General features: G+C 65.0%; 18 protein-coding genes and 1 tRNA gene. 8 read left to right on the top strand and 11 right to left on the bottom strand.

Translation table 11 applies throughout. The features are described from left to right. Window positions 1-72: 72 nt before the first annotated feature. Window positions 73-1263 (top strand): CaiB/BaiF CoA transferase family protein, encoded by a 1191-nt coding sequence (locus tag SR3_RS09370; RefSeq protein WP_068084292.1) that lies wholly within the window; start codon window positions 73-75, stop codon window positions 1261-1263. A 46-nt stretch (window positions 1264-1309) separates the two neighbouring features. Here SR3_RS09370 and SR3_RS09365 read toward each other — a convergent pair whose 3' ends face one another. Beyond that, window positions 1310-2449, bottom strand: a complete 1140-nt coding sequence (locus SR3_RS09365; RefSeq protein WP_068084289.1) for an acyl-CoA dehydrogenase family protein — start codon at window positions 2447-2449, stop codon at window positions 1310-1312. A 131-nt stretch (window positions 2450-2580) separates the two neighbouring features. Between SR3_RS09365 and SR3_RS09360 the strand changes: the two genes are divergently transcribed. After that, the gene (locus SR3_RS09360) at window positions 2581-3807 is read left to right on the top strand and encodes a LysR family transcriptional regulator (RefSeq protein ID WP_068084285.1); all 1227 of its coding nucleotides are present in this window, start codon (window positions 2581-2583) and stop codon (window positions 3805-3807) included. Window positions 3808-3813: 6 nt separating this feature from the next. On the opposite strand, the gene SR3_RS09355 is transcribed toward SR3_RS09360, so the two are convergent. The 5 genes from SR3_RS09355 to SR3_RS09335 all read right to left on the bottom strand — a co-directional run bounded on the left by SR3_RS09355 (window position 3814) and on the right by SR3_RS09335 (window position 10738). Then, a complete protein-coding gene (locus tag SR3_RS09355; RefSeq protein ID WP_068084282.1) occupies window positions 3814-5295 on the bottom strand; it encodes an aldehyde dehydrogenase family protein in 1482 nt (493 codons plus the stop codon). 35 nt (window positions 5296-5330) lie between these two features. Continuing rightward, entirely contained in the window at window positions 5331-6962 is a 1632-nt protein-coding gene (locus SR3_RS09350) for a GMC family oxidoreductase (RefSeq protein WP_169805595.1), read from the bottom strand. Then, complete coding sequence (locus SR3_RS09345) at window positions 6962-8278, bottom strand: MFS transporter (RefSeq protein WP_245653839.1); 1317 nt, start codon at window positions 8276-8278, stop codon at window positions 6962-6964. The genes SR3_RS09350 and SR3_RS09345 overlap by 1 nt, the downstream gene beginning before the upstream one ends. A gap of 69 nt (window positions 8279-8347) precedes the next feature. Then, window positions 8348-9280 (bottom strand): PDR/VanB family oxidoreductase, encoded by a 933-nt coding sequence (locus tag SR3_RS09340; protein WP_068084275.1) that lies wholly within the window; start codon window positions 9278-9280, stop codon window positions 8348-8350. Between the two features lie 144 nt (window positions 9281-9424). Continuing rightward, window positions 9425-10738: a Rieske 2Fe-2S domain-containing protein gene (locus SR3_RS09335; RefSeq protein WP_068084272.1), complete on the bottom strand. Its 1314-nt coding sequence runs from the start codon at window positions 10736-10738 to the stop codon at window positions 9425-9427. A gap of 375 nt (window positions 10739-11113) precedes the next feature. Between SR3_RS09335 and SR3_RS09330 the strand changes: the two genes are divergently transcribed. The 4 genes from SR3_RS09330 (at window position 11114) to SR3_RS09315 (ending at window position 16606) form a co-directional block, all read left to right on the top strand. Then, entirely contained in the window at window positions 11114-13225 is a 2112-nt protein-coding gene (locus SR3_RS09330; protein WP_245653838.1) for a TonB-dependent receptor, read from the top strand. Window positions 13226-13287: 62 nt separating this feature from the next. Continuing rightward, window positions 13288-14067, top strand: coding sequence for an SDR family NAD(P)-dependent oxidoreductase (locus tag SR3_RS09325; RefSeq protein WP_068084266.1), 780 nt, complete (start codon window positions 13288-13290; stop codon window positions 14065-14067). A 146-nt stretch (window positions 14068-14213) separates the two neighbouring features. Further along, a complete protein-coding gene (locus SR3_RS09320; protein WP_068084262.1) occupies window positions 14214-15257 on the top strand; it encodes an aromatic ring-hydroxylating dioxygenase subunit alpha in 1044 nt (347 codons plus the stop codon). A gap of 86 nt (window positions 15258-15343) precedes the next feature. Further along, complete coding sequence (locus tag SR3_RS09315) at window positions 15344-16606, top strand: MFS transporter (RefSeq protein WP_068084259.1); 1263 nt, start codon at window positions 15344-15346, stop codon at window positions 16604-16606. 57 nt (window positions 16607-16663) lie between these two features. On the opposite strand, the gene SR3_RS31225 is transcribed toward SR3_RS09315, so the two are convergent. Beyond that, window positions 16664-16825: a hypothetical protein gene (locus SR3_RS31225; protein ID WP_157098743.1), complete on the bottom strand. Its 162-nt coding sequence runs from the start codon at window positions 16823-16825 to the stop codon at window positions 16664-16666. A 415-nt stretch (window positions 16826-17240) separates the two neighbouring features. On the opposite strand from SR3_RS31225, the gene SR3_RS09310 reads away from it, so the two are divergent. Continuing rightward, a complete protein-coding gene (locus tag SR3_RS09310) occupies window positions 17241-18770 on the top strand; it encodes a hypothetical protein (RefSeq protein WP_157098742.1) in 1530 nt (509 codons plus the stop codon). Between the two features lie 111 nt (window positions 18771-18881). Here SR3_RS09310 and SR3_RS09305 read toward each other — a convergent pair. From SR3_RS09305 to grxC, 4 genes are all read right to left on the bottom strand, one after another. After that, window positions 18882-18958, bottom strand: a tRNA-Arg gene (locus SR3_RS09305). A 94-nt stretch (window positions 18959-19052) separates the two neighbouring features. After that, window positions 19053-19532, bottom strand: a complete 480-nt coding sequence (locus SR3_RS09300) for a DUF1178 family protein (protein WP_068084253.1) — start codon at window positions 19530-19532, stop codon at window positions 19053-19055. Continuing rightward, window positions 19529-20371, bottom strand: coding sequence for a carbon-nitrogen hydrolase family protein (locus tag SR3_RS09295; protein ID WP_068084250.1), 843 nt, complete (start codon window positions 20369-20371; stop codon window positions 19529-19531). Before SR3_RS09295 ends, SR3_RS09300 begins: the two co-directional genes overlap by 4 nt. Window positions 20372-20374: 3 nt before the next feature. Then, entirely contained in the window at window positions 20375-20635 is a 261-nt protein-coding gene (grxC, locus tag SR3_RS09290; RefSeq protein ID WP_068084247.1) for a glutaredoxin 3, read from the bottom strand. A 178-nt stretch (window positions 20636-20813) separates the two neighbouring features. On the opposite strand from grxC, the gene SR3_RS09285 reads away from it, so the two are divergent. After that, window positions 20814-21293, top strand: a complete 480-nt coding sequence (locus tag SR3_RS09285; protein WP_068084244.1) for an Hsp20 family protein — start codon at window positions 20814-20816, stop codon at window positions 21291-21293. The last annotated feature ends 338 nt before the right edge of the window (window positions 21294-21631 follow it).

Raw genomic sequence — 21631 nt, 5'->3', positions numbered from 1 at the left:
TTCTGCGCGATTGACCGCCATGCACCCGCATGCAATAGGTAGGACCATTATACTTTTATAATGGGAGAGCCTATGACCGCCCCTGTCGATACCCCGCCCCGCGATGCGCTTTGCGATGTGCGGGTGCTCGATTTCACCAGCGTGATGGCCGGGCCCTTCGCCTCGCGCATGCTGGCCGATCTGGGGGCGGAGGTCATCAAGATCGAATCGCTCGAAGGCGATCAGGTGCGCGCCCGCCCGCCGATGCGCCAGGGCCACAGCGCCTATTTCGGCCATCTCAACGCCGGGAAGCGCTCGCTCGCCTGCAATCTCAAGGCGCCTGAAATCCGCGATCTGATCCACCGCATGGTGCCGCGCTTCGATGTGGTGATCGAGAATTTCCGCCCCGGCGTGATGGCCCGCTTCGGCCTCGATTACGCCACGCTTTCCGCACTCAATCCACGGCTGATCTATTGCTCGATCTCGGGCTATGGGCAGAGCGGGCCCAAGGCGCATCAACCCGCCTATGCCCCGGTGATCCATGCCGCCAGCGGCTTCGACATGGTCAATCTGCACTATCAGGACGATGCCACGCGCCCGGCCACCAGCGGCGTCTTCATCGGCGATGTGCTGGGCGGCACCCATGCTTTCGGCGCGATCCAGGCCGCGCTCTATCAGCGCGAGCGCACCGGTCAGGGGCAATATATCGACGTCTCCATGCTGGAGGCGATGGTGGGCATGCTGGTCTATGAAACCCAGGCGGCGCAATTCCCCGGCGATGCGCGGCGTCCGCTTTACACGCCGCTGCGCACGCGCGACGGCTTTATCATGGTCGCCCCCACCAGCCCGCGCAATTTCGAGCAACTGACCGAGGCGGTGGGCCATCCCGAATGGCAGCAGGACCCGCGCTTTCGCACCAATGCCGATCGCAACGCCAATTGGGCCGCACTGCTGTCCGAAGTGGAGGTATGGACCAGCCAGCGCAGCAGCACCGAAGCCGAGGCGATCCTTGCGAAACACGGCGTGCCCTGCGGCCTCTACCGCAGCATGGATGAGGTGCTGGACGATCCGCAACTCGCCGCCCGGGAAGCCTTCGCCGAAATCGACGACGGCGCTGGCCCCTACCGCGTCCCCAACCCGCCCTTCCGCATGAGCGGGTCGCAGGCCAGGGCGCGCAATCACGTTTCGCAGCTTGGCGCCGATGGCGATGCCGTGCTGAGCGCGGAACTGGGCCTGTCAGGCGAGGATTTGAGCGCCCTGCGCGCCTCGGGCGATCTGCTCTGATCGCCATGGCAAAGTGGCCGGAGGTTCAACCCCCGGCCCCTTCCCTTTAGCGCAGCAATTCGCGCGCGATGGTGTTGCGCTGGATCTCCGAAGACCCTTCATAGATCCGCGTGATGCGGATATCGCGATAAAGCCGCTCGATGGCGAAGCCCTTGCAATAGCCATTGCCGCCGAAGATCTGCAACGCGGTGTCCACGGTGCGGCTACCCGCCTCGGTGGCGAACAGCTTGGCCATCGAGGCCAGCTCGCGCTTCTTCTCGCCCTGATCGTAGCGCCAGGCGGCATCGAGCAGGATCAGCCGCGCCGCGCGCATATCGGTGGCCATGGTGGCGATGTAATGGCGGATCGCCTGAAAGTCGGAGATCACCCCGCCGAACGCCGGGCGCACCTTCGATTCCGCGATGGCCAGCTCCAGCGCATATTCGCCCATGCCGACAGCCGTGGCGCCGACATTCATGCGGCCCTCGTTCAGGCCTTCCAGCGCATAATGGAAGCCGCGCCCCAATTCGCCGATCACCGCATCCTCGGGCAGCTGGCAATTGTCGAAGGAGAGTTCATAGACACCGGGCGAAGCCGTGCCCATCAGCTCGATCGTGCCGGTGACCGCAAAGCCGGGCGTGTCGGCGGGCATCAGGAAGGCGGTGATGCCGCCGCGCGGGCCAGCGCTCTTGTCGGTATAGGCATAGACGATCACATATTTGGCGTTCTTGCCGTTGGAAATGAAGGTCTTGCTGCCATTGATCAGCCAGCCGTCGGCATTGCGGACGGCGGTGGTGCGCATCGAGCCGGGATCGGAACCCGAATTGGGCTCGGTCAGGGCAAAGGCGATGCCGATCTCGCCGCTGGCCATGCCGGGCAGCAGGCGGGCTTTCTGCTCCTCGCTGCCATGCTGCACGATGTTGCGGGCACCAGGCCCCATCAGCGGGCGCAGTTCGGTCCAGAACTGGGGAGGAAGGCGCGCGAGTTCGATCTGCACCACCGCCTGCGCCAGCGCGCCAAGGCCAAGGCCGCCGTGCTCCTCGGGCAGGGCCATGGCGAAATAGCCATTCTCGATGAGCGTCTTGCGCACGATGGGATCGACCTTGCCGGTTTCATGGAAGGCCGTCTCATAGGTCAGCAGATTGGCCACGATCTGGCGCGTGGCCTCGCGGAATTCGGCGATTTCATCGGGAAGTTCAAAATCCATGGGGCATCCTCCTGTGGGGAACAGCCTCAGCGCTTCGGCGCCGGACTCGAAATGGTCGTACCATTAAGCAAAAGGTCAGTCCATTCCATTTTTCGATTGCGCCGGCCTCGCCCCGGCCTACTATAAGGCCCATGGCTGCCGATCCTTTCGACCTCAATCTGCGGCACCTGCGTGCCCTGCTCTCCATCGCGGAGAAAGGCAGCATCACCGCCGCGGCGGACAGTGTCAGCCTCAGCCAGCCCGCGCTGACGCAAGGCCTGGCCAAGCTGGAACGCCAGTTCGGCTACACGATGTTCGAGCGGCGCTCGGGCGGCATGGTGCCCACGCCGATGGGCGCCATCGTGATCGAGCGCACGCGCGTGGCGCTGGAACATCTCTCCTATGCCGCCAAGGGCCTTTCGGCGGTGTTCCAATACCCCGAGCGGCTGATGACCATGACCCAGCTGCGCGCCTTTCTGGCGCTGGCCGAAGCGGGTGGTTTCGCCGCCGCCGCGCACAGCAGCGGCATGTCGCAGACCGCCGTGCATCGCGCCGTCAGCGATCTGGAGCATATGATCGGCGGCCAGCTGGTGGAGCGGCGCGGGCGGGCAATCTGGCTCAATCCGGCGGGCAAGCGTCTGGCGCGCGGGGCCAGGCTGGCCGTGACCGAGATCATCGCGGCGGTGGCCGATCTGGGCTTCGACAGCGGAGGCGAGCTGATCGCTTTCGGCGCCCTACCGCTGGCACGCCCCTATCTGGTGCCCGCCGCCATGGCCCGCATGACCAGCAACTATCCGCGCGCCGCCTTCAAGGTGCTGGAAGGCAGCTGGCGCGAGCTGGTCGAGCCCCTGCGCGATGGCGAGATCGACATGATCGTCGGCGCGCTGCGCCCTTTCGAGATCGCCGACCTCTATCAGATGCCGCTTTACGAGGATCATCTGGTGATCGCGGCGGGCAGCCAGCATCCGCTGGTCTCGGTTACGCAGCCCACGCTGGAGCAGCTTTCCGCCTATCCCTGGATCGTGGCCCCGGCCAATTCCCCGCTGCGCGAGCAATGGGAGCAGCTGTTCCACGGCGCCCCGCTGCCCGAGACGCCGATCGAATGCGGATCGGTGATGATCATCGGCAGGCTGCTGACAGAGGGCAATTTCCTCACCCTGCTCTCACCCGATCAGGTGGCCTTGCAGATCCGCAGCGGCTTGCTGGCGCAGGTCGGCGCGCCGCTGGAGCACAGCCGCCGCCTGGTGGGGATCAGCACGCGCCGCAGCTGGCGCCCCACCGCGACCCAGCGCCATTTCCTCGAATGTCTTGAAGAGGCCGCGGCGGTGATGCGCCCCGGGGCGACCCAGCCCGCGCTGCGCAGCACGGGCTGGGTCTGACAGGCCTTAGTCGAGGTTGATCCACACCGCCTTGGTTTCGAGATATTCCTCGATGTGATGCGGGCCGGACTCGCGCCCGAAACCGCTCAGCTTGTAGCCGCCAAAAGGCACGCCCGGATCGAGCATCTGGTAGCAATTCACCCAGACCGAACCGGCCTGAATGCCCCGAGCCATGCGATGGGCGGTGGCCAGATCGCGCGTCCACACCCCGCTGCCAAGGCCGAAGGAGGTGGCGTTGGCACGGGCCAGCACCTCTTCCTCGGTGTCGAAGGCAAAGGCGCTGAGCACGGGGCCGAAGATTTCCTCACGCGCGATGGTCATCTCGTCGGTCACGCCGGTGAAGATGGTCGGCTGGATGAAGAAGCCATCGTCCAGCCCCGCGCCCACCAGTCGTCCGCCGCCGACCAGCGCCTGAGCACCTTCCTGCCCGGCGCCCTCGATAAAGCCGAGGATCTTGTCCATCTGCGGGCCCGACACCACCGGGCCGATCTGCGTGGCCGGATCGAGCGGATCGCCCACGCGGATGGTGCTTGTGTGTTCGGCCAGCCGGGCCATGAACTCGTCATGGATCTCGCGCTGGACGAAGAGCCGCGTGCCCGCGCTGCAGATCTGCCCGGCATTGGCGAAAACGGCAGTCGCGGCGGCAGGCACGGCCTTATCCAGATCGGCATCGGCAAAGACGATGTTGGGTGACTTGCCGCCCAGTTCCACGGTCACGCGCTTCATGGTCGAGGCGGCGGCATGGAGGATCTTCTCGCCCACCCCGGTCGAGCCGGTGAAGGCGATCTTGTCGATGCCCGGATGGGACGAGAGCGCCGCGCCCGCATCACCCATGCCGGTCAGAATGTTGATGACGCCCGCCGGCACGCCCGCTTCAAGACAAAGCTCGCCAAAGCGCAGCGCCGAAAGCGGCGTCTGCTCGGCAGGCTTCATCACCATGGTGCAGCCGCTGGCCAGCACCGGCCCGGCCTTCCACACCGACATGCCGATGGGCCCGTTCCACGGATTGATCGCCGCAACCACCCCGATCGGTTCCTTGAGCGTATGCGACAGCACATCGCCCGGCGCCGAATTGGGCAGAGTGTCGCCCGCGATCAGCGTCGCCTGCCCGGCGTAATAACGCAGCAGTGCCCCGGCGCGCGTCTTGCCCAGTACCGTGCGCGAGACCGGCGCGCCCAGATCGAGCGTATCGAGCATCGCCAGCTCGTCGTAATGCTCCTCGACCAGATCGGCCAGGCGCAGCATGATGCGTTGGCGCTCGGCGGGCTTCATGCGGCGCCACGGCCCCTCGAAGGCCTTGCGCGCCGCCGCCACCGCGCGGTCCACATCCTCGGCGCCGCCATGGGCGACCTGCGCCAGCAGGGCACCCGTCGCCGGATTACGGGTCTCGAAGCGCTTGCCAGACAGCGCCGGCACGCGCTGGCCATCGATCAGCATATCCTGCTCCAGCCGGTCCAGCATGGCGGGGCGGTTGCGCGTCAGGGTCATCTCCACGGGTGTTCTCCTTGGTTGTCTGCGCGGGCTCAGGCCGCGATGTTGGATCGGGCGGCGTCTTCCAGAATGAAGGCGGCCGCGCGCTGGGCGATCATCATGGTGGGGGCACTGGTGTTGCCGCTGATGATCGCGGGCATCACCGAGGCATCGACCACCCGCAGCCCGGACACCCCCCGCACCCGCAGCCGGTCGTCGACCACCGCCATGGGATCGCTGTCGGGCCCCATCTTGCAGGTGCCGGTGGGGTGATAGGCGGTGTTGACGATCTTGCGGAGCGCCTGGTCGATCTGCGCATCGCTCTGCACATCGGCGCCCGGCTCGATCTCCGCACCGGTCATGGCGGCCAGAGCAGGCTGGGCGAAAATGCGGCGCGCCTCGCGGAAACCGGCGATCAGCGTACGCATGTCATAGGGATCGGCGAAGAAATTGGGGTCGATCACCGGCTTGTCCTCGGGCCGGTTGCTGGTGAGACGGACCGAGCCCTCGCTTTTGGGGCGCAGCAGCTGGACCAGCGCCATAAAGCCATGCTCTGACGGAATGACGCGGGCATTGGCCTTCAGACCCACCAGAAAGGTGATCTGGATGTCGGGCCGCCCGCTGCCGTCGGTGCAGAGGAAGCCGCCACATTCCGCCACATTGCTGGCCAGCATGCCGTCGCGCCGCAACAGATAGCGGAAAGGACTGAGCAGAATGCGCCCATAGGTCCGCCGCGAGAGGGCATAGGATTCCGCGCTGGGGTTCTCCATGGAAAGATGGACCGTGGGGTGATCCTGCAGATGAGCCCCCACACCGGGCAGGTCATGCAGCACCTCGATGCCCATGGCGCGCAAATGATCGGCCGGACCGATGCCCGAGAGCATCAGCAGCTGCGGTGAGTTGATGGCTCCGCCGCACAGCACCACCTCGCGCCGCGCGGTGAGGGTGCGGCGCTGCCCCGCCTGCTCGATCTCCAGCCCATTGGCCCGCCCGCGATCGAAGAGGATGCGCCGCGCCAGCGTGTCGGACAGCACCGTCAGATTGGGGCGTTTGAGCACCGGATGGAGAAAGGCCCGCGCGCTGGAAAGCCTTGTGCCGCGCCGCTGGTTGAGGTCGTAGGGACCGAAGCCGGCCTGTTTCTCACCCGCGAAATCCTCGTTGCGGGCATGGCCCGCCTGTTGCGCGGCTTCGATGATCGCATGGGTGATGGGGTTGAAGGAGCGCGGCTTCTGCACGTCCAGCTCGCCACCCTTGCCGTGCCAGGGCTTGCTGGGCCCCTCGTAATTCTCGACGGCGGTGAAGGCGGGCAGCACATCGCTGTAGCCCCACCCCTTGTTGCCCGCCTTGACCCAGCCCTCATAATCCTCACGCTGACCACGGATATAGACGCCGCCATTGATCGCGCTGCACCCGCCCATCAGCTTGCCGCGCGGAAAGTTGATGCTGCGCCCGCCGATTTCGACATTGCCCGAAAGCGTATGCTTCCAATTGTAGCGCGCATGGGGGATCAGGAAGATGTTGCCCACCGGCATGGCGGTCTTGATGTTGACCGGCCATTGGCGGTCAGACGGGCCCGCCTCGATCAGCGCGACACGGTTGGCCGGGTCGGCGGAAAGCCGGTTGGCCATCAGACTGCCTGCCGAGCCCGAGCCGATGACGATATAATCGAATGTGTCGCTCACCATCAAAGATCCTTGGCTCTACCCCGGCCCAGCGGGGGAATATGACCGCGCACGGCCAGAAAACTCAGCATGTTGACGATCAACAGAACGCCCAGCACCGCGAAAAAGCCACCGCGCCCGGCCACCAGCCACGATCCGGCCAAAGCGCTGACCAGCGCCCCGATCCGCCCGGCCGCCCCCATCACACCCATGCCGCGCGCCCGCAAAGGCAGCGGAAAGGCATGGGCGCCCAGCGCAAACATCGCCGATTGCGCCGCGCTGCCCGTCAGCCCCAGCGCGGCAAGGCCAACCATCAGCGGCACGCCGTGGCCCAGTGGCATCAAGGCCAGAACACCGCAGACCACCGCCCCCAGCCCGGCCATCGCCGTCAGCGTGACGCGCGATCCCAGGCCCATGATCGCCAGCGCGGCCAGCAAGGCGCCGACCGTGCCGCCGATGTTGAAGCAGGTGAGACCCAGACTGCTGTCACGCAGAGCCATGCCCTGTGCCGCCAGCATGGTCGGCGCCCAGTTGAACATCAGATAGATCAGAAACATGCCCGAGAGCATCGCCATGGACAGGCCCAGCGTGCTGCGCGCCAGTTCGGGCGCCACCAGCTGGCTCAGGGGCGGCAGGGCTGCGGTGTCGCGCGAGGCCTGAGGCGGCGCCACCTCGCCCAGCCGGTCCAGCACGCGTGCCAGTTCGGCGCGGCGACCGGAATGGCGCGCCAGAAAGCCCGGTGATTCCGGCAGCAGGCGGATCAGCGCCAGGGCCACCACCAGCGTCACCACGCCGCTGCACCAGAACAGCCAGCGCCAACCCAGCGCGGGCAGGATCGCCGCCGCCGCGCTGCCGCCCAGAATGCCGCCGATCGAGACGCAAACCACGCCGAAGGTCACCGCCAGACTGCGCCAGCGCGCGGTGGAGAACTCCGCGATCATCGCCGCCGCCGTGCCCGGCACACCGCCAAGCCCGACACCGGCCAGTGTTTTGAGCAAGGCCAGTTGCCATACCGTGGCGGCAAAGCCCGTCGCCAACGTGGCCAGACCGAAGACCGTCACCCCCAGCAGCAGGGCGATACGGCGCCCGCGCGTGTCACCGATCTGCCCGGCGGCCAGCGTGCCCAGCGCCATGCCGACAAAGCCCAGCGCGAAGATGCCGCCCAGCACGCCGCGCGCCAGCCCCCATTCGTGGAGCAGCGCGGGCGCGGCCAGGCCCAGCATCTGATTGTCCAGCCCATCGAGCACCACCGTCAGGGCGACAAGCAGCACCACCCCAAGCCGATAGGCTCCGGCGGCCCCCTTGCGGGGCGAGGTCACTCCTGTCGCGTAACCGGTCACATTCATCTCCTCTCCGGCGTGGCGGTTCGTGCCGCCCTCTGTCCGTCCGTGTCCAGCACCGCGCCGGGCTCAGATATCCAGCACCAGACGCGACGATTTCGATCCCGAACAGCAAACCATGATCGAGCGGTTGGACGCTTTGTCCTCATCGGTCAGAAAATGGTCGCGGTGGTCGGGGATGCCATCCAGCACCTTGACCTCGCAGGTGCCGCAAACGCCCTCGCCGCAGGCAAAGCCGATGTCGACCCCCGCGGAGAGCAGGGCATCGAGCATGGTCTCGCCCTCTTCCACCGCGATGGTCTGCCCGCTGCGCGCCAGTTCGAGCGTGTAGCCGCCCTCGGTGGCCACTTCGGTTTCGGCGCTGAAATATTCGATATGAACGTGGTCCTTGGGGCGATCCTTGTTGATCGCCACAAAGGCATCGAGCATGCCCGTGGGCCCGCAGCAATAGAGATGCGCGTCCGCTGGCGCACCGTCGCAGATCGCCTTGAGGTCCAGCCGCTGGCCGCCCGGCACGCCATCGAAGGCGATGATCACGCCATCATGGGCTTCCAGATGCGCCACATAGGCCGCGCGTTCGGGCGAGGCGGAGACGTAATGCAGCGCCCAGCTGCGGCCCAGCTTGTTGAGCCGCGCGATCATCGGCAGCATCGGTGTGATGCCGATGCCCCCGGCGATCAGTACGGTATGGGTGGCATCCTCCACCAGCGGGAAGTTGTTCTTCGGCTCGGAAATCTCGATCACATCGCCCGCGCGCCAGCGCTCATGAATATGGCGCGAGCCGCCCCGGCTGGTCGGCGAGAAATGGACGCCGATCTCGTAAGAGCCGCGGATCGCCGGATCGTTGGCCAGCGAATAGCTGCGCGTCAGCCCCGGCGCCAGTTGCACATCGATATGCGCACCCGGCTCGAACGCGGGCATCAGCCCGCCGCCCAGCGGCTCCAGAACGAAAGCCAGAATGCCCTCGGCCTCCCAGCGGATGGCCTTGATACGTGCCTGCATCACACTCTCCTTTTGGCGCGATGCGTCTCGTGGCGGAGGCGGACCGTCATGGATCGATGGCCTGCCGCTGCCCGTATGCGTGTCGTCACCTGATATGCCTGTCGTTTGAGGGGCCGGCGCATGGATCGCGCCGACCCGGTTGTGTTATTCCGCCGCCTCGACCTTTTCGGGCCAACGCACCGCCTTGGTCAGCGCCACCTCGTAAGCCTGTTGCAGCGTATCGTCCGGATTGTGCAGGAAAGACCCGGCGCGGGCACGGTAAAAGATCGCGGGATCCTCCACGCCCGGCCCCGCCGTGCCCTTGTTGGCCAGAGCGCGGGCGGCCAGCAGCACGCGGCGGCGCACACGGGCGATCATCTGGTCGGTCGGCGCCAGATTTTCGAAATTGTGGTCGGTGATCGGCCCCATGCTTTCCGTCACCGCCTGATCCTGCATGGTGATGTTGGGAATGCCGGTGAACTGCGTGCCGTTGCGCTGCAACTCGCGGTCGATCGCCCAGTCATTGGCCTGGCTGTCCGCCGAGCGCCAGCGGCCATACCAGTCGGTGGTGTTGGGGGCATACTGGATCGTGTCGAACAGCGGCGTGCCGTCCTTGAGTGTCGAGGTGTAGGCCGGATTGCCGGCATCGACGCCGCAGGTGATGTCGAAGAGCATCGAATGCTCGTCATCCATCGGCACCCATGCACGGGCGATGGCGCGGGTGGCGAAGCGGTTGTTGGGCGTCTGCGTCCAGAAAGGGAACATGTAATGCGCCACGCGCCATGACTTCTGCCCGTCGTCATTGGGACGGTGGGCGCCATACATCACGCCCCAGTCGGCCTGGGCAACCTCATATTCGGGTGCGCGGTCCAGCACGGTGGGGCGCATCGGGTGATCCTCGTCCAGATCATCCGCCTCGATCGAGCCGACATGCAGGAAACCGACATGGCTGGTGTCGATGTCGCCTTCCAGCGCCTGGAGCCAGTTGCAGTCGCGCTGCAGGCACCAGATTTCGGCCTCCGGATGCATCGTCGCCTCGATCTCGGGCAACGGCGGCGGATTGGCCTGGTTCTCGCCCATATAGACCCAGATCAGCCCGTTGGCTTCATGCGTCTTGTAGGCCTTGGCGTGGACCTTTTCCTTGAAGTCCATGCGCGCGGGCACCGAGGGCATATCGACGCATTTGCCGTCCACATCGAACTTCCAGCCGTGATAGACGCAGCGGATGCCGTTCTGCTCGTTGCGGCCGATGAACAGCGAGGCGCAGCGGTGCGGGCAGCGGTGATCCATGATGCCGACCCGGCCCGAACTGTCGCGGAAGGCGATCAGCTTCTCGCACATGATCATCAGGCGCACCGGATCGCCATCGGCCTTGACTTCGGACGACAGGCAGGCCGGCATCCAGTATTGGCGCATGAACGCGCCCATGACCGTGCCAGGGCCCACCCGGGTCAGATCGATACTGTCGTTGGACTGCATTGTCAGGATCTTCCTCTGCTGGTGTCTGGTCCGGTCGGTCTGCCCGGGAGCATCCCCCGCCCCGCGGCCCGACCGTGACCTTGCCCGATCCTAGCTAAAGGTTGAACGCCCCCACCCCCAATCGGAATAAGGTCTTACCATTCAAAAAACGGGACGATGCTCTTGCAGCCATTCGCGCTTTGCTGCTTGTGTCCCTCACGAGGCGGAAGGAAAACCGTCCGCAAATAGGGGGAATTCATTCGGATGTCAGGAAAATATAGATATATTTCAGCAGCTTTTGCATTGTCTGCCAGCCTTCTGCCCGGTCTGGCCTATGCCCAGCAGGCTGCTCAACCCGCACCGCAGGCAGATGCGGCATCATCCGAAGATATTATCGTGACAGCTCAGCGCCGCGAATCGACCGTGCGTGAAGTGCCCTTCTCCATGGCCGCCTTCGGGGGTGAGCAATTGCGCACCCAGCAGGTGTTCAGCCCTGCCGCGCTGGTGCAGCAGATCCCGGGCATCACCATCAACACCGCCGACAAATCGCTCTCCATCGTGGCGATCCGCGGCAATGTTTCCACCTTCCGCACCGCTACGCTGGACACGCCCGTCGCCTATTTCATGGATGACGTCTATTATGTGTTCAACAACGATCTGAACGCCAATTTCTACGACATCCAGCGCGTCGAGGTGCTGCGCGGGCCGCAGGGCACGCTGTTCGGGCGCAATGTGGTGGGCGGGGCGATCTCGGTCGTCACCAACAATCCCGAGATGAAGGAAGACTATTTCGGGGAGGTGACCGGGGGCAATGGCGGTTATCTGCGCACCGAGGCCATGTTCAACGCCCCCATCGTCGATGACAAGGTGGCCGCGCGCTTCGCTTTCAGCACCGAGCGCGGCGATGGCCTGATCAACACCCCCAACCAGAGCGGGCATTACGGCCAGACCGAGGGCTATGCCATGCGCGGCAAGCTGCTCTTCAAGCCGACCGACACGCTCAAGATCGTGCTGGCGGGCGATTATTCCTACACCACCGGCAATGGCGGCGCGATCCAGCTGGGCATCGGCGGCAATCAGGCCATTCCCGCCAGCTTCGGCAAATTCACCAACGCGCAATGGACCAACAATGACTTCGCGCCCTCGCCCTACAGCCAGCGGCTGCGCGGCTTCTATGCGCGCGGCGACCTCGACCTGCTGGGCGGCACGCTGACCGCGATCAGCGGCTATCGCATGAATGACAGCCACGCGATCAACGACGATGTGCCGGTGGGCACGACAACGCCGGTGTTCGACCGCAGGCAGGATGTGCGCAACCGCAGCTTCACGCAGGAGGTGCGCTTCGCCTCGGCGCCCAACCGCCTGTCCTATGTGGTGGGGGCCTATTTCCTCTCCGCCGACGTTTCCACCACCAACACCTTCAATTACAGCCCGCTCTCCACCTCCTCGACCGGCACGGCGATCCGGCCCAATCCGGGCGTCACCAACATCGTGCGCGTGCAGAGCGGCAATGTCCGCTCGATCGCGGTCTTCGGCGAGGCGACCTTCAAACTCACCGACACACTGGCGGTGGTGGCAGGCGGGCGCTACACCAGCGACCGTAAGCAGATCGATTACCATGCCTACAGCAACACCGACCCCGGCGCGATCGCCGCCTTCGGCTTCCCCGGCGAGGTACGGGCCTCCGGTGGCAAGACCTGGAATGCCTTCACCCCGCGCTTCACCGTAAAATATGAGCCGGTGCGCAAGGTCAATCTCTATGCCACCTTCGCGCGCGGCTTCAAATCGGGCGGCTTCGTGGACAATGCCTATCGCAACCCCACCATTCCGCTCGAACCCGAAAAGGCCCGCAACATCGAGGTCGGCGCCAAGACCCGCCTGCTCGACAACCGGCTGGATTTCAACGTCTCGCTCTTCGACCAGAAGACCAGCAATCTCCAGAACTTCTCGGGCGCGGGGGGCATCGCCCATACCTACAATGGCACGCTGCAGATGCGCGGCGCCGAGGTGGAAAGCGTGCTGCGCATCACCCCGGCCTTCCGCATCAACGCCAATTACACCCATCTGGCGGGCCATTACACCTCGCTGCGCGATCCGCTGGTCAATGTCGACTATTCGGGCAACCCGGCCAAATTCGCGCCGCATGATGCCTTCAGCCTGGGCGCCAGCTATGCCTATGAACTGAAGGGCGGCGCCACGCTGACCCCGCAGGCCGATTTCAGCTATTCGGCGAAAATCTCCACCGATGACGCCAACACGCTGCGCCTCTATTCCAACCTCTACAACAAGACCGAGGGCAAGACGCTCAACGCAAGACTGACCTTCGAATCCTCCAACAAGCGCTGGCAGATCAGCGCCTGGGCCAAGAACCTCACCAACAACTTCCAGATCGTGAACGCCGACGACATCACCTCCTTCCTGGCGGTGCCGGGCCGAGGCGCCACCTATTGGAAGATCTTCACCAACCAGCCGCGCACCTATGGCCTGACCGTCTCGCTGCGCCCCTGACCAGCCCCGGGACGGAGCGGGCACAGGCCGCTCCGTCCCCCATTTCAAACGGAAAACGCCTCATGACCGACACCTTCACCCTTCCCGCCAATGGCAGCTTCTCCTTCGCGGGCCGCAATGCGCTGATCACCGGCGCGGGCGCCGGGGTGGGCGAGGCCGTCGCCCGCGAGATCCATGCCGGGGGCGGTCATGTCGCGGTCAGCGATGTCAATCTGGAAGCCGCGCAGGCGGTGGCCCACTCGCTCGACCCGAGCGGCGCCACGGCCATCGCCCTCACGCTGGATGTGCGCAGCAAGCAGGATTTCATCGCCGCGCGTGATGCCATCGTGGCCCAATGGGGCCGGGTGGACATTGTGGTCAACAATGCAGGCCATGCCAAACGCACCCCCACGCAGGACATCACCCCCGAGGAATTCGACGAGATCGTCCAGATCAACATGCGCAGCGTGTTCCTGAGCTGCCAGCTCTTTTCCGAACATATGCGCGAGCATGGCTATGGCCGCATCGTCAACATCACCTCGCTGGCCGGGCAGAACGGTGGCACGGTGGCCTCGCCGCATTATGCGGCTTCCAAGGCCGGCGCGATCATGCTGACCAAATATTTCGCCCGCTATCTGGCCGGCAGCGGCGTGACGGTGAACGCCATCGCCCCCGGACCGATCGACACCGCCAAGGCCCGCCTCAGCGCCGAGCAGATCGCCCGCGTGGAAGGGGAAGTGCCGATCGGCCGCTTTATGGCGGTGGGTGAGATCGCGGCGGCCACCGCCCTGCTGGCGTCGGACCGGGGCGGTTTCTTCGTGGGGGCCACGCTGGATATGAACGGCGGGCTTTATCTGCGCTGAGGGTCATTCATTGGGTGGGCTGATCGCATCCCATTTTTCTTATGGCTTTATGTGATTGCAATTGGCCTGCCCCCGCCTCCAGCCATACTTTCGCCCCCAACAGAAGGGGCAAAAACCTCTTTGAAGAATCAATTCGGGAGATCCTCATGTTCATTCGCAACACGTGGTATGTCGCGGCTTTCGCCGATGAAATCGCCCCCGGCAAGGCGCTGGGCCGCAAATATCTGAACGAGGCCGTCGTGCTGTTCCGCACCCAGGACGGGCAGATCGCCGCGCTGGAAGACCGTTGCAGCCACCGCGCCATGCCGCTGAGCGCCGGCCATGTCGAGGGCAACATCATCCGCTGCTGCTATCACGGCGTCGAGTTCGACGGCAAGGGGACCTGCACGCGCATTCCCAACCAGCAGCGCATCCCCGCCGCGGCCAATGTGCGCCACTATCCGGTGGTGGAGAAGGATCACCTGATCTGGATCTGGATGGGCGAGCCCGCCCTGGCCGATCCCGCCACGATCATCGACAATCCCGAGCATGACGATCCCAAGTGGACCTGGCGCCCCTACAACTTCCATGTGAAGGCCGACTGGCAGCTGATCATCGACAACATCATGGATCTGACCCACGTCCCCTACATCCATGCCAAGACCATCGGCGGCAATCCGGAACAGCATTACAACGCCGACACCAAGGTGGAGTTCGACGGCCGCAAGGTGACCCTGCTGCGCAAGATGCCCAATTCGGTGCCGCCCAAATCCTATGTCGACGCGGGCGGCTTCAAGGGCCGGGTCGACCGCTGGCAGGAAGTGCGCTTTGAACCCGCGCGCGGCATGAACTGCCGGGTCAATGCCGGTGGCTGCGATGTGGGCACCGGGGCCTATGAAGGCAAGCGCGACAACGGCTTCATGCTGGCCAACAACCATTTCATCACGCCCGAAACCGACACCACCAGCCATTACCTCTGGACCATCTGCACCACCGCCTCGCCGGAAAGCGGCGTGCCCGATGTGCTGTTCGACCAGTTCTTCGACACGATCACCGAGGATGAAGTCACGCTCCAGGCCCAGCAGCTGCGCATCAACGATGCTCCGCTGCGCGCCTTTGTCGGCATTGCCAGCGATGGCGCCGTCAACCAGACGCGGCGCCTGTTGAGCAGCCTCCAGGAAGCCGAACAGGATCAGCGTATCCCCGCCTGACGACCGGATTGAGCTGGAGCCTTTGGCAGACTGCCAGGGGTTCCGGCCAATCGCACAGGCCCCCTCCCAGCCGGAGAAGCAAGATCTTGACCGGCATCCCGCCGCACCATGCTGCGCAGCCTCAGGCCGCGCCCGGGCTCTTCCGGATAGGGCGACAGCGGTCGCGGAAGCCTGCCCCGCTCTGGCTGCTGGGGCTCACCGCGCTGGGCGCGATCGTCACCGCCCATATCTTCATCCCCGCGCTGCCCTTTGCGGCCCATACGCTGGGGGCCAGCGCGCGGGATATGCAGCTGACCGTCAGCATCTACATCGCCGGTCTGGCCGCCGGGCAGCTGGTCTATGGCCCGCTGGCCGACTGGCTGGGGCAGCGGCGCATCCTGATGGCCGGTCTGGCCATCTACATCGCGGCCAGCATCGCGGCAGGGCTTGCCACATCGGCGCCGGTGCTGGTGGCGATCAGGCTGGTGCAGTCGCTGGGCGGCGGCAGCGGGCTGGTGCTGGCCCGCGCCATCGCGCGGCGCGGCTGCGCGCCGCAGGAGGCGACGAGGCGCCAGGCGATGATGAACCTCGTCATCACCCTTGGGCCGCCGCTGTCTCCGCTGGTTGGCGGCATGATCGCATCGCTGTGGGGCTGGCGGATGATCTTTGCGCTGCTGGCCCTGCTGGGATGCCTCAATCTGGGCGGGACCTGGCTGCTGATCCCCGATGGCGATCGCGGCGGCCTGGATGGCAGGACAGTGCTGCGCAACTATCTGCGCCTGCTCATCACCCCGCGCTTTGTCGCCTATTCGCTGGCGGGGGGATGTTTCACCACCTCGATGTATGCGCTGATCGGGGCGGCGCCCTTCATCCTCGTGCGGCAATTCGGCTATACGGCGGACCGGATCGGGCCGGTGCTGGCCTTTGCCACCATGGGCATCTGGATCGGCAGCATCGCCGCGAGCCGGCTGGCGCATCGCCTGCGCACCGAAAGCCTGCTGATGGCCGGAGGCCTGTGCGTGAGCGCAAGCGCCTTCTGCCTGCTGCTTCTGGTCAGCCAGGGTTGGCTGACGGTGCCTGCCCTGGTCGCCATCATGGGGCTGTTTCTCTTCGGCGTCGGCCTGTCCGGCCCTCCCGCCCTCACGCTGGCAATCAGCGTGAACCCTTTGGCCACGGCCTCGGGCTCGGGGATTTACGGCGCAACCCAGATGGCGGTGGGGGCCATCTGTTCGCTGGGCGGCGCCCTGTCGGGCGATCCGGCACTCGGCGCGGCGCGCACTGTCGCCATGGCAGCCGGGCTTGGCCTGGTGGCGATGGCCGTCAATGCCATGCTCCACCGGCGTAGCGCCGCACGGCCTGAACTGTCGTAATCAAAGGTCAGGCAGAAACCGGAACGTGGCCGGGCGTTCCGGTTCTCGCCTCCCTGTTCAGACAGGCTCAGCCAGAGCCTTTGTGGCGATGGGCTCCATTGCGATCGGCAGATGGGCCATGCAAGACATGGTGTTGTTGGGGCGACGCAGCGGCGTGCCGTCCAGCCTGATCGAGGCCACGCGCTTCACCAGCGCATTGAGCACCAGTTCGCCCTCCATCCGTGCGACAATCTGACAGGGTATAACCAGAGATGCTTTCTGATCTCTACGGGGAATTTGAAGCAGGCGACAGAATCGCCCCAGTCGATAAGGCAACCCGCAGTAACCGCGTCGCCACCACAGGATTTGCCGCACCGGGTTTGAGCAGAGCACGAGCCAGAGCATCGGGCATGCTCAATAAAACCACGCATCCGAGGTAGCACGCTTGCTTTGGGAGCAAGATGTCGCAGGTTGGATCCTGTCTCATCGGGCACTTAGGTTGATGTGGGGCGATCCCTGTCCGATGTCGTTGTTTCGATTGAGAAGGCGCCCTCTATGCCATAGGTTCACCTGAAAGGGGCGGAGCGGGCATCGAATGCGGATTTTGAATTGGCTGGGCCGGGTGGGTCTGGCGCTTCTGCGGATTTTGGCGGGCATGATCGCCAGCGCTGCTGTTACAGCTGCAATCGGGATAGTCGGGGTTATCCTGCTATGCTGGTGGGACAGCGGATGGCTTTTTCTGACGCTGGATGACCGGCGCATGGAAGGGCATTACCTTGATCTGGCCATAGCAGCGCTTGTGGTGGCGCTGCTGGCTCCGCTTTCCACGCTCGCCTTGCGTTGGCGGCGGTGGGAGCAGTGGTGGTCCTATCCTCTCACCTTCATGCTGGTCTTCGCCGTTCTGACTGCCTTGGGAGGCGGCGGCATTGGCACTGGCCTGGCAATTTTCTCTGCTGGCGTTGGGGGCGCGGTCTGGTGGTTTGTAGCGCGCCGCTCCCGAGTGGTGGCAATGAGACGGCGATGGGTCACAATCGCCGGCTGGCTGATTATCGTCACGCTGATGGCCGCCCTGACCGGCCTGATCTGGAACACCATCCGAAAACCGCCGGAAGCGTTTCCACCCATCAACACCGCGCCGATGCTGGGCGTGGCAGATGCGCATAACCTGTGGGTGGTGCGTAACGACACGCTGCTGCGCTATGATCGCAGCAACTGGCAGGCCCAGGACATGGCGCAGAGCGACGTCATGGTGCTGATGAAGGATGGCGACCGTGTCTGGGCTCTGTCGGCCCGCTACGATATAAATCCGTCCCATGCCGAAACCCCGAACGAAAGGCCTTCCGGCACGCTGGAGTTGGCCTCCTATCGCGGTGAAACAAGAGAGACTGTGCTGAAACAGCGCTATCAGCCCGGTGGTTATCCGCTCGGCATGCTGATCTGGCAAGGCCGCCCCTTGATCGTCACCCAGAGCGCGATACTGCGCTTGCTGCCCGATGGGCATTGGCAGGTCACACCCTTGAGCGGAAACGCGGATCTCTCCCAAATGGGAGGCGGCGGCGTGGCGCTGCCACACAACGACCCTCGCCATCTCTACATCGGCAATGACGGAGGCGAGTTCTTCGGCGGAGCGGACAGGATCGATCTGCAGACCGGCCTTGTGGAGGCCATCGAGCGACGCGACGGCAAGGACCTTTGCGATGGTCCGCTGAACCGGGCATGCCACCCCATTTTGGGCATGACGCAAGACCCTGGCCGGTCCGATTGCGTGCTGGCCACCACCACAGGGGCCATGTCACCGATGGATGGTGCCATTCTGCGGCTGTGCGGCGAAAAGGTCGAGGTGGCGGCCCAAACCCCGATTACCCCGATGACGCGGCTGATCATGCGGCTTGAGGAAACCATCGCCGGCTGGGCCGGATCGAGATGGCCGCCAGACAGCCAGCGCGTCACAGAATCTGTATACGCCATGGAACAGGCCAAGGATGGTGTGGTGTGGGCTGTCGGGGAGGATGCGCTCTACCGTGCGGACGAAAGGGGGATCACCCGAAGGCCTCTGCCACGCGTCGAGGAACATGCCGGCATGTGGATGGGGCAGGTGCCCGGCATGATCCTGATCGATCGATCCCATGGTAGCGAGCACCGGCTCGGAGGTAGAGCTACGCTGCTGGTGCGAGTGCAGCCTTAAGAGAATCACCCCAGCCGCGCTAAATTGCTCCGCCTGATGCCTATCAGATGCCTGGAACGCAAAGCGGCGATCCAGAGCCACCTCGCATCACCGCCAAGCCCCTGAAAGGCTTGGTGCACCCAACTGGATTCGAACCAGTGGCCCCCAGATTAGGAATCTGATGCTCTATCCTGCTGAGCTATGGGTGCTTAACCCTGCCAGACAGCAGGACGCTGAGCGCCTCTTAATCATCAGCGAGGCGCATGGCAACGGTTCAGTCGCGCTTCGATCCCGCCCGGCGTTTCAATTGATCTCTTCCGGCGGCGCGACCGGGATCAGCAGCGGCGCTATGCCGATGCCTTCCTCAAGCATCTCCTGCACATCCTCGGCGCTGGCGCGGCCATGGATGGGGGCGCTTTCCTTCTCGCCATAATGCATGGCGCGGGCATCCTTGGCGAAACCATCGCCCACCCAGCGCGAGGATTTGATCGCCTCGGCCTGAAGCGCGGCCACCGCCTGCAGCATGGCCTTGGCTTCGGGCGACAACTCAGGGGGCGGCGACGCCACAGCAGACGCGGCAGGAACCTTTGCGGGGCCCCCGGTCTTCTGATTGCCCTTGCGGCCCAGATTGGGCGCCATCAGCGCCTTGCTCACCCGCGCGCTGCCGCAATCGGGGCAGGCAATCAGCCCGCGCGCCTGCTGCCCGTCGAAATCGCCCGAGGAGCCGAACCAGCCCTCGAACTTGTGGCCGCCATCCTCGCATTGCAGATCGTAGACAATCATGAGACCTGCGCGGCTCCCACCGGGCGCCGGTTGCCAAGGCTGGGCAGTTGCGCGCGCACCTCGGCGGTGCGGGCCGGATCGATTTCGGCAAAGGCGACGCCCGCCACCTCTCCGCCCATATCCAGCGCCACCCCGCCCCAGGGATCGACCACCAGGCTGTGACCATAGGTGGCGCGCCCATCCTCATGGGTGCCCACCTGAGCCGCCGAGACCACCCAGGCGCTGGCCTCCACCGCGCGTGCGCGCTGAAGCAGATGCCAATGGGCCCCACCCGTGGGCACGGTGAAGGCGGCGGGAATGGCGATCACATCGCAGCGCGCCTGCCCCAGCGCCTCGAACAGCGCCGGGAAGCGCAGATCGTAACAGATCGCCAGCCCAAGGCGGCCCAGCGGCGTCTCCACCACCACGGCCCCCTCGCCCGGAGCATAGGCGGCGGATTCGCGCCAGCGCTCGCCAGTGGCGAGATCGACGTCGAACATATGCATCTTGTCATAGCGCGCGGCGATCGCACCCTTGTCGTCGATCACGAAGGTGCGGTTGGCATAGCGGCCATCCGCGCCTTCCTCACCCTCGCGGTCGATCGCCAGCGAGCCAAGCGCCACCCAGATCCCATGCTCCGCCGCCGCCTTGCGCGCGGCGGCCAGCACCACGTCATCGGCTTCCTTGCGGATGCTGGCGCGGGCGCGGGTGCGGTCCTTGTCGATCAACCCGCACATCTCGGGGGTGAAGAGCATCTCCGCCCCGCCTGCCTTCGCTTCGGCCACCGCCTGGTCGATGGCATCGGCATTGGCCTGCGGGTCGATGCCCGAGGTCATCTGGAACAGGGCCACCCGCGCCATGGCTTACAGGCCCAGCATCGCGTCGAGCTTGCCCGCGCGGTCCAGCGCATGGAGATCATCCGATCCGCCAATCGCCGCATCGTCGATGAAGATCTGCGGCACGGTGCGCGCATCGGGTTTGCGCTCGACCATCTCGCGGCGCTTGCCCGTGTCCATCGAGGTGTCATATTCGGTATAGGCAACGCCCTTGCTGTCCAGCAGCGCCTTGGCGCGCACGCAATAGCCACAGCCCCACTGGGTGTAGATTTCAACCTTGGCGGTCATGGGCAGATCCTCACTTGAGCAAAATCGTCATGCCCCATGTAGGTGGGGGGCTTGAAATGCCAAGCGGCTATCATACCTTCCGTTGTGTGTCATGGCCCACCGGGGATGGCACAAGCATCGAGGCGCCTTTCGGGCCTCACATTTGTGAAATTGCTCAAAGCAAAGAGGATTTTACCGTATGAACCGTCTGGATTTCACCCCCTATCGCCGCAGCACCGTGGGTTTCGACCGCCTGTTCGACCTGCTGGAAAACAATGCGCGCGCCAACAGCGGGGACAATTACCCCCCCTTCAACATCGAGCGCCGCGATGAAGATGCCTATCGCATCACGCTCGCCGTCGCCGGTTTCAAATCCGCCGAAATCGATATCACCGCTCAGCAGAATCTGCTGGTGATCCAGGGCCGCAAGGCTGAGGAAGCCCAGAACACCGGGCAGTTCCTCCACCTCGGCATCGCCCAGCGCGGTTTCGAGCGCCGCTTCGAACTGGCCGATTTCGTCCGCGTCGAGAGCGCCGGGCTGGAAGACGGCCTGCTGGTGATCGACCTGGTCCGCGAAGTGCCCGAGGCGATGAAGCCCCGCAAGATCGCCATCGGCGGCACCCAGCCGCTCAGCGTGATCGACGGCGGCGGCGCCAGCAGCGAGGCCGACGCGGCGTAAATCGATCCGGGCCCGGCGCTGTTCGGGCCCCTACATCTTTCCCAGAAACAATTCGGGGGTGAGTCCGGGAAAGACTCACCCCCACGGCATTGGCGCCGCCACGTTCCCCCAAGAGCGATCCGGGTCGCTAAAGACCGCTCGCGCGGAACGAGCCATAAACCCGTTCAAATGCTCATATCATGGAACCGTGGCCAACCGGGCGGTGGCCACGCATTGCGTCTCATCACCGGCCTGCTGAAGGTGCAGACCTTGTAAGCATCCTCTCCCGAAAGATCGCCAGGCGATCTTCATCTTTCCGGCGTCTGCATGCGCCTTATTCTTTCACGAGCGAACAGGAA

The sequence above is a fragment of the Novosphingobium rosa NBRC 15208 genome (assembly GCF_001598555.1).
Classification (GTDB): domain Bacteria; phylum Pseudomonadota; class Alphaproteobacteria; order Sphingomonadales; family Sphingomonadaceae; genus Novosphingobium; species Novosphingobium rosa.
Note: the sequence above shows the minus strand (reverse complement) of the source record. Positions and strands in the feature narration are given on the sequence as shown.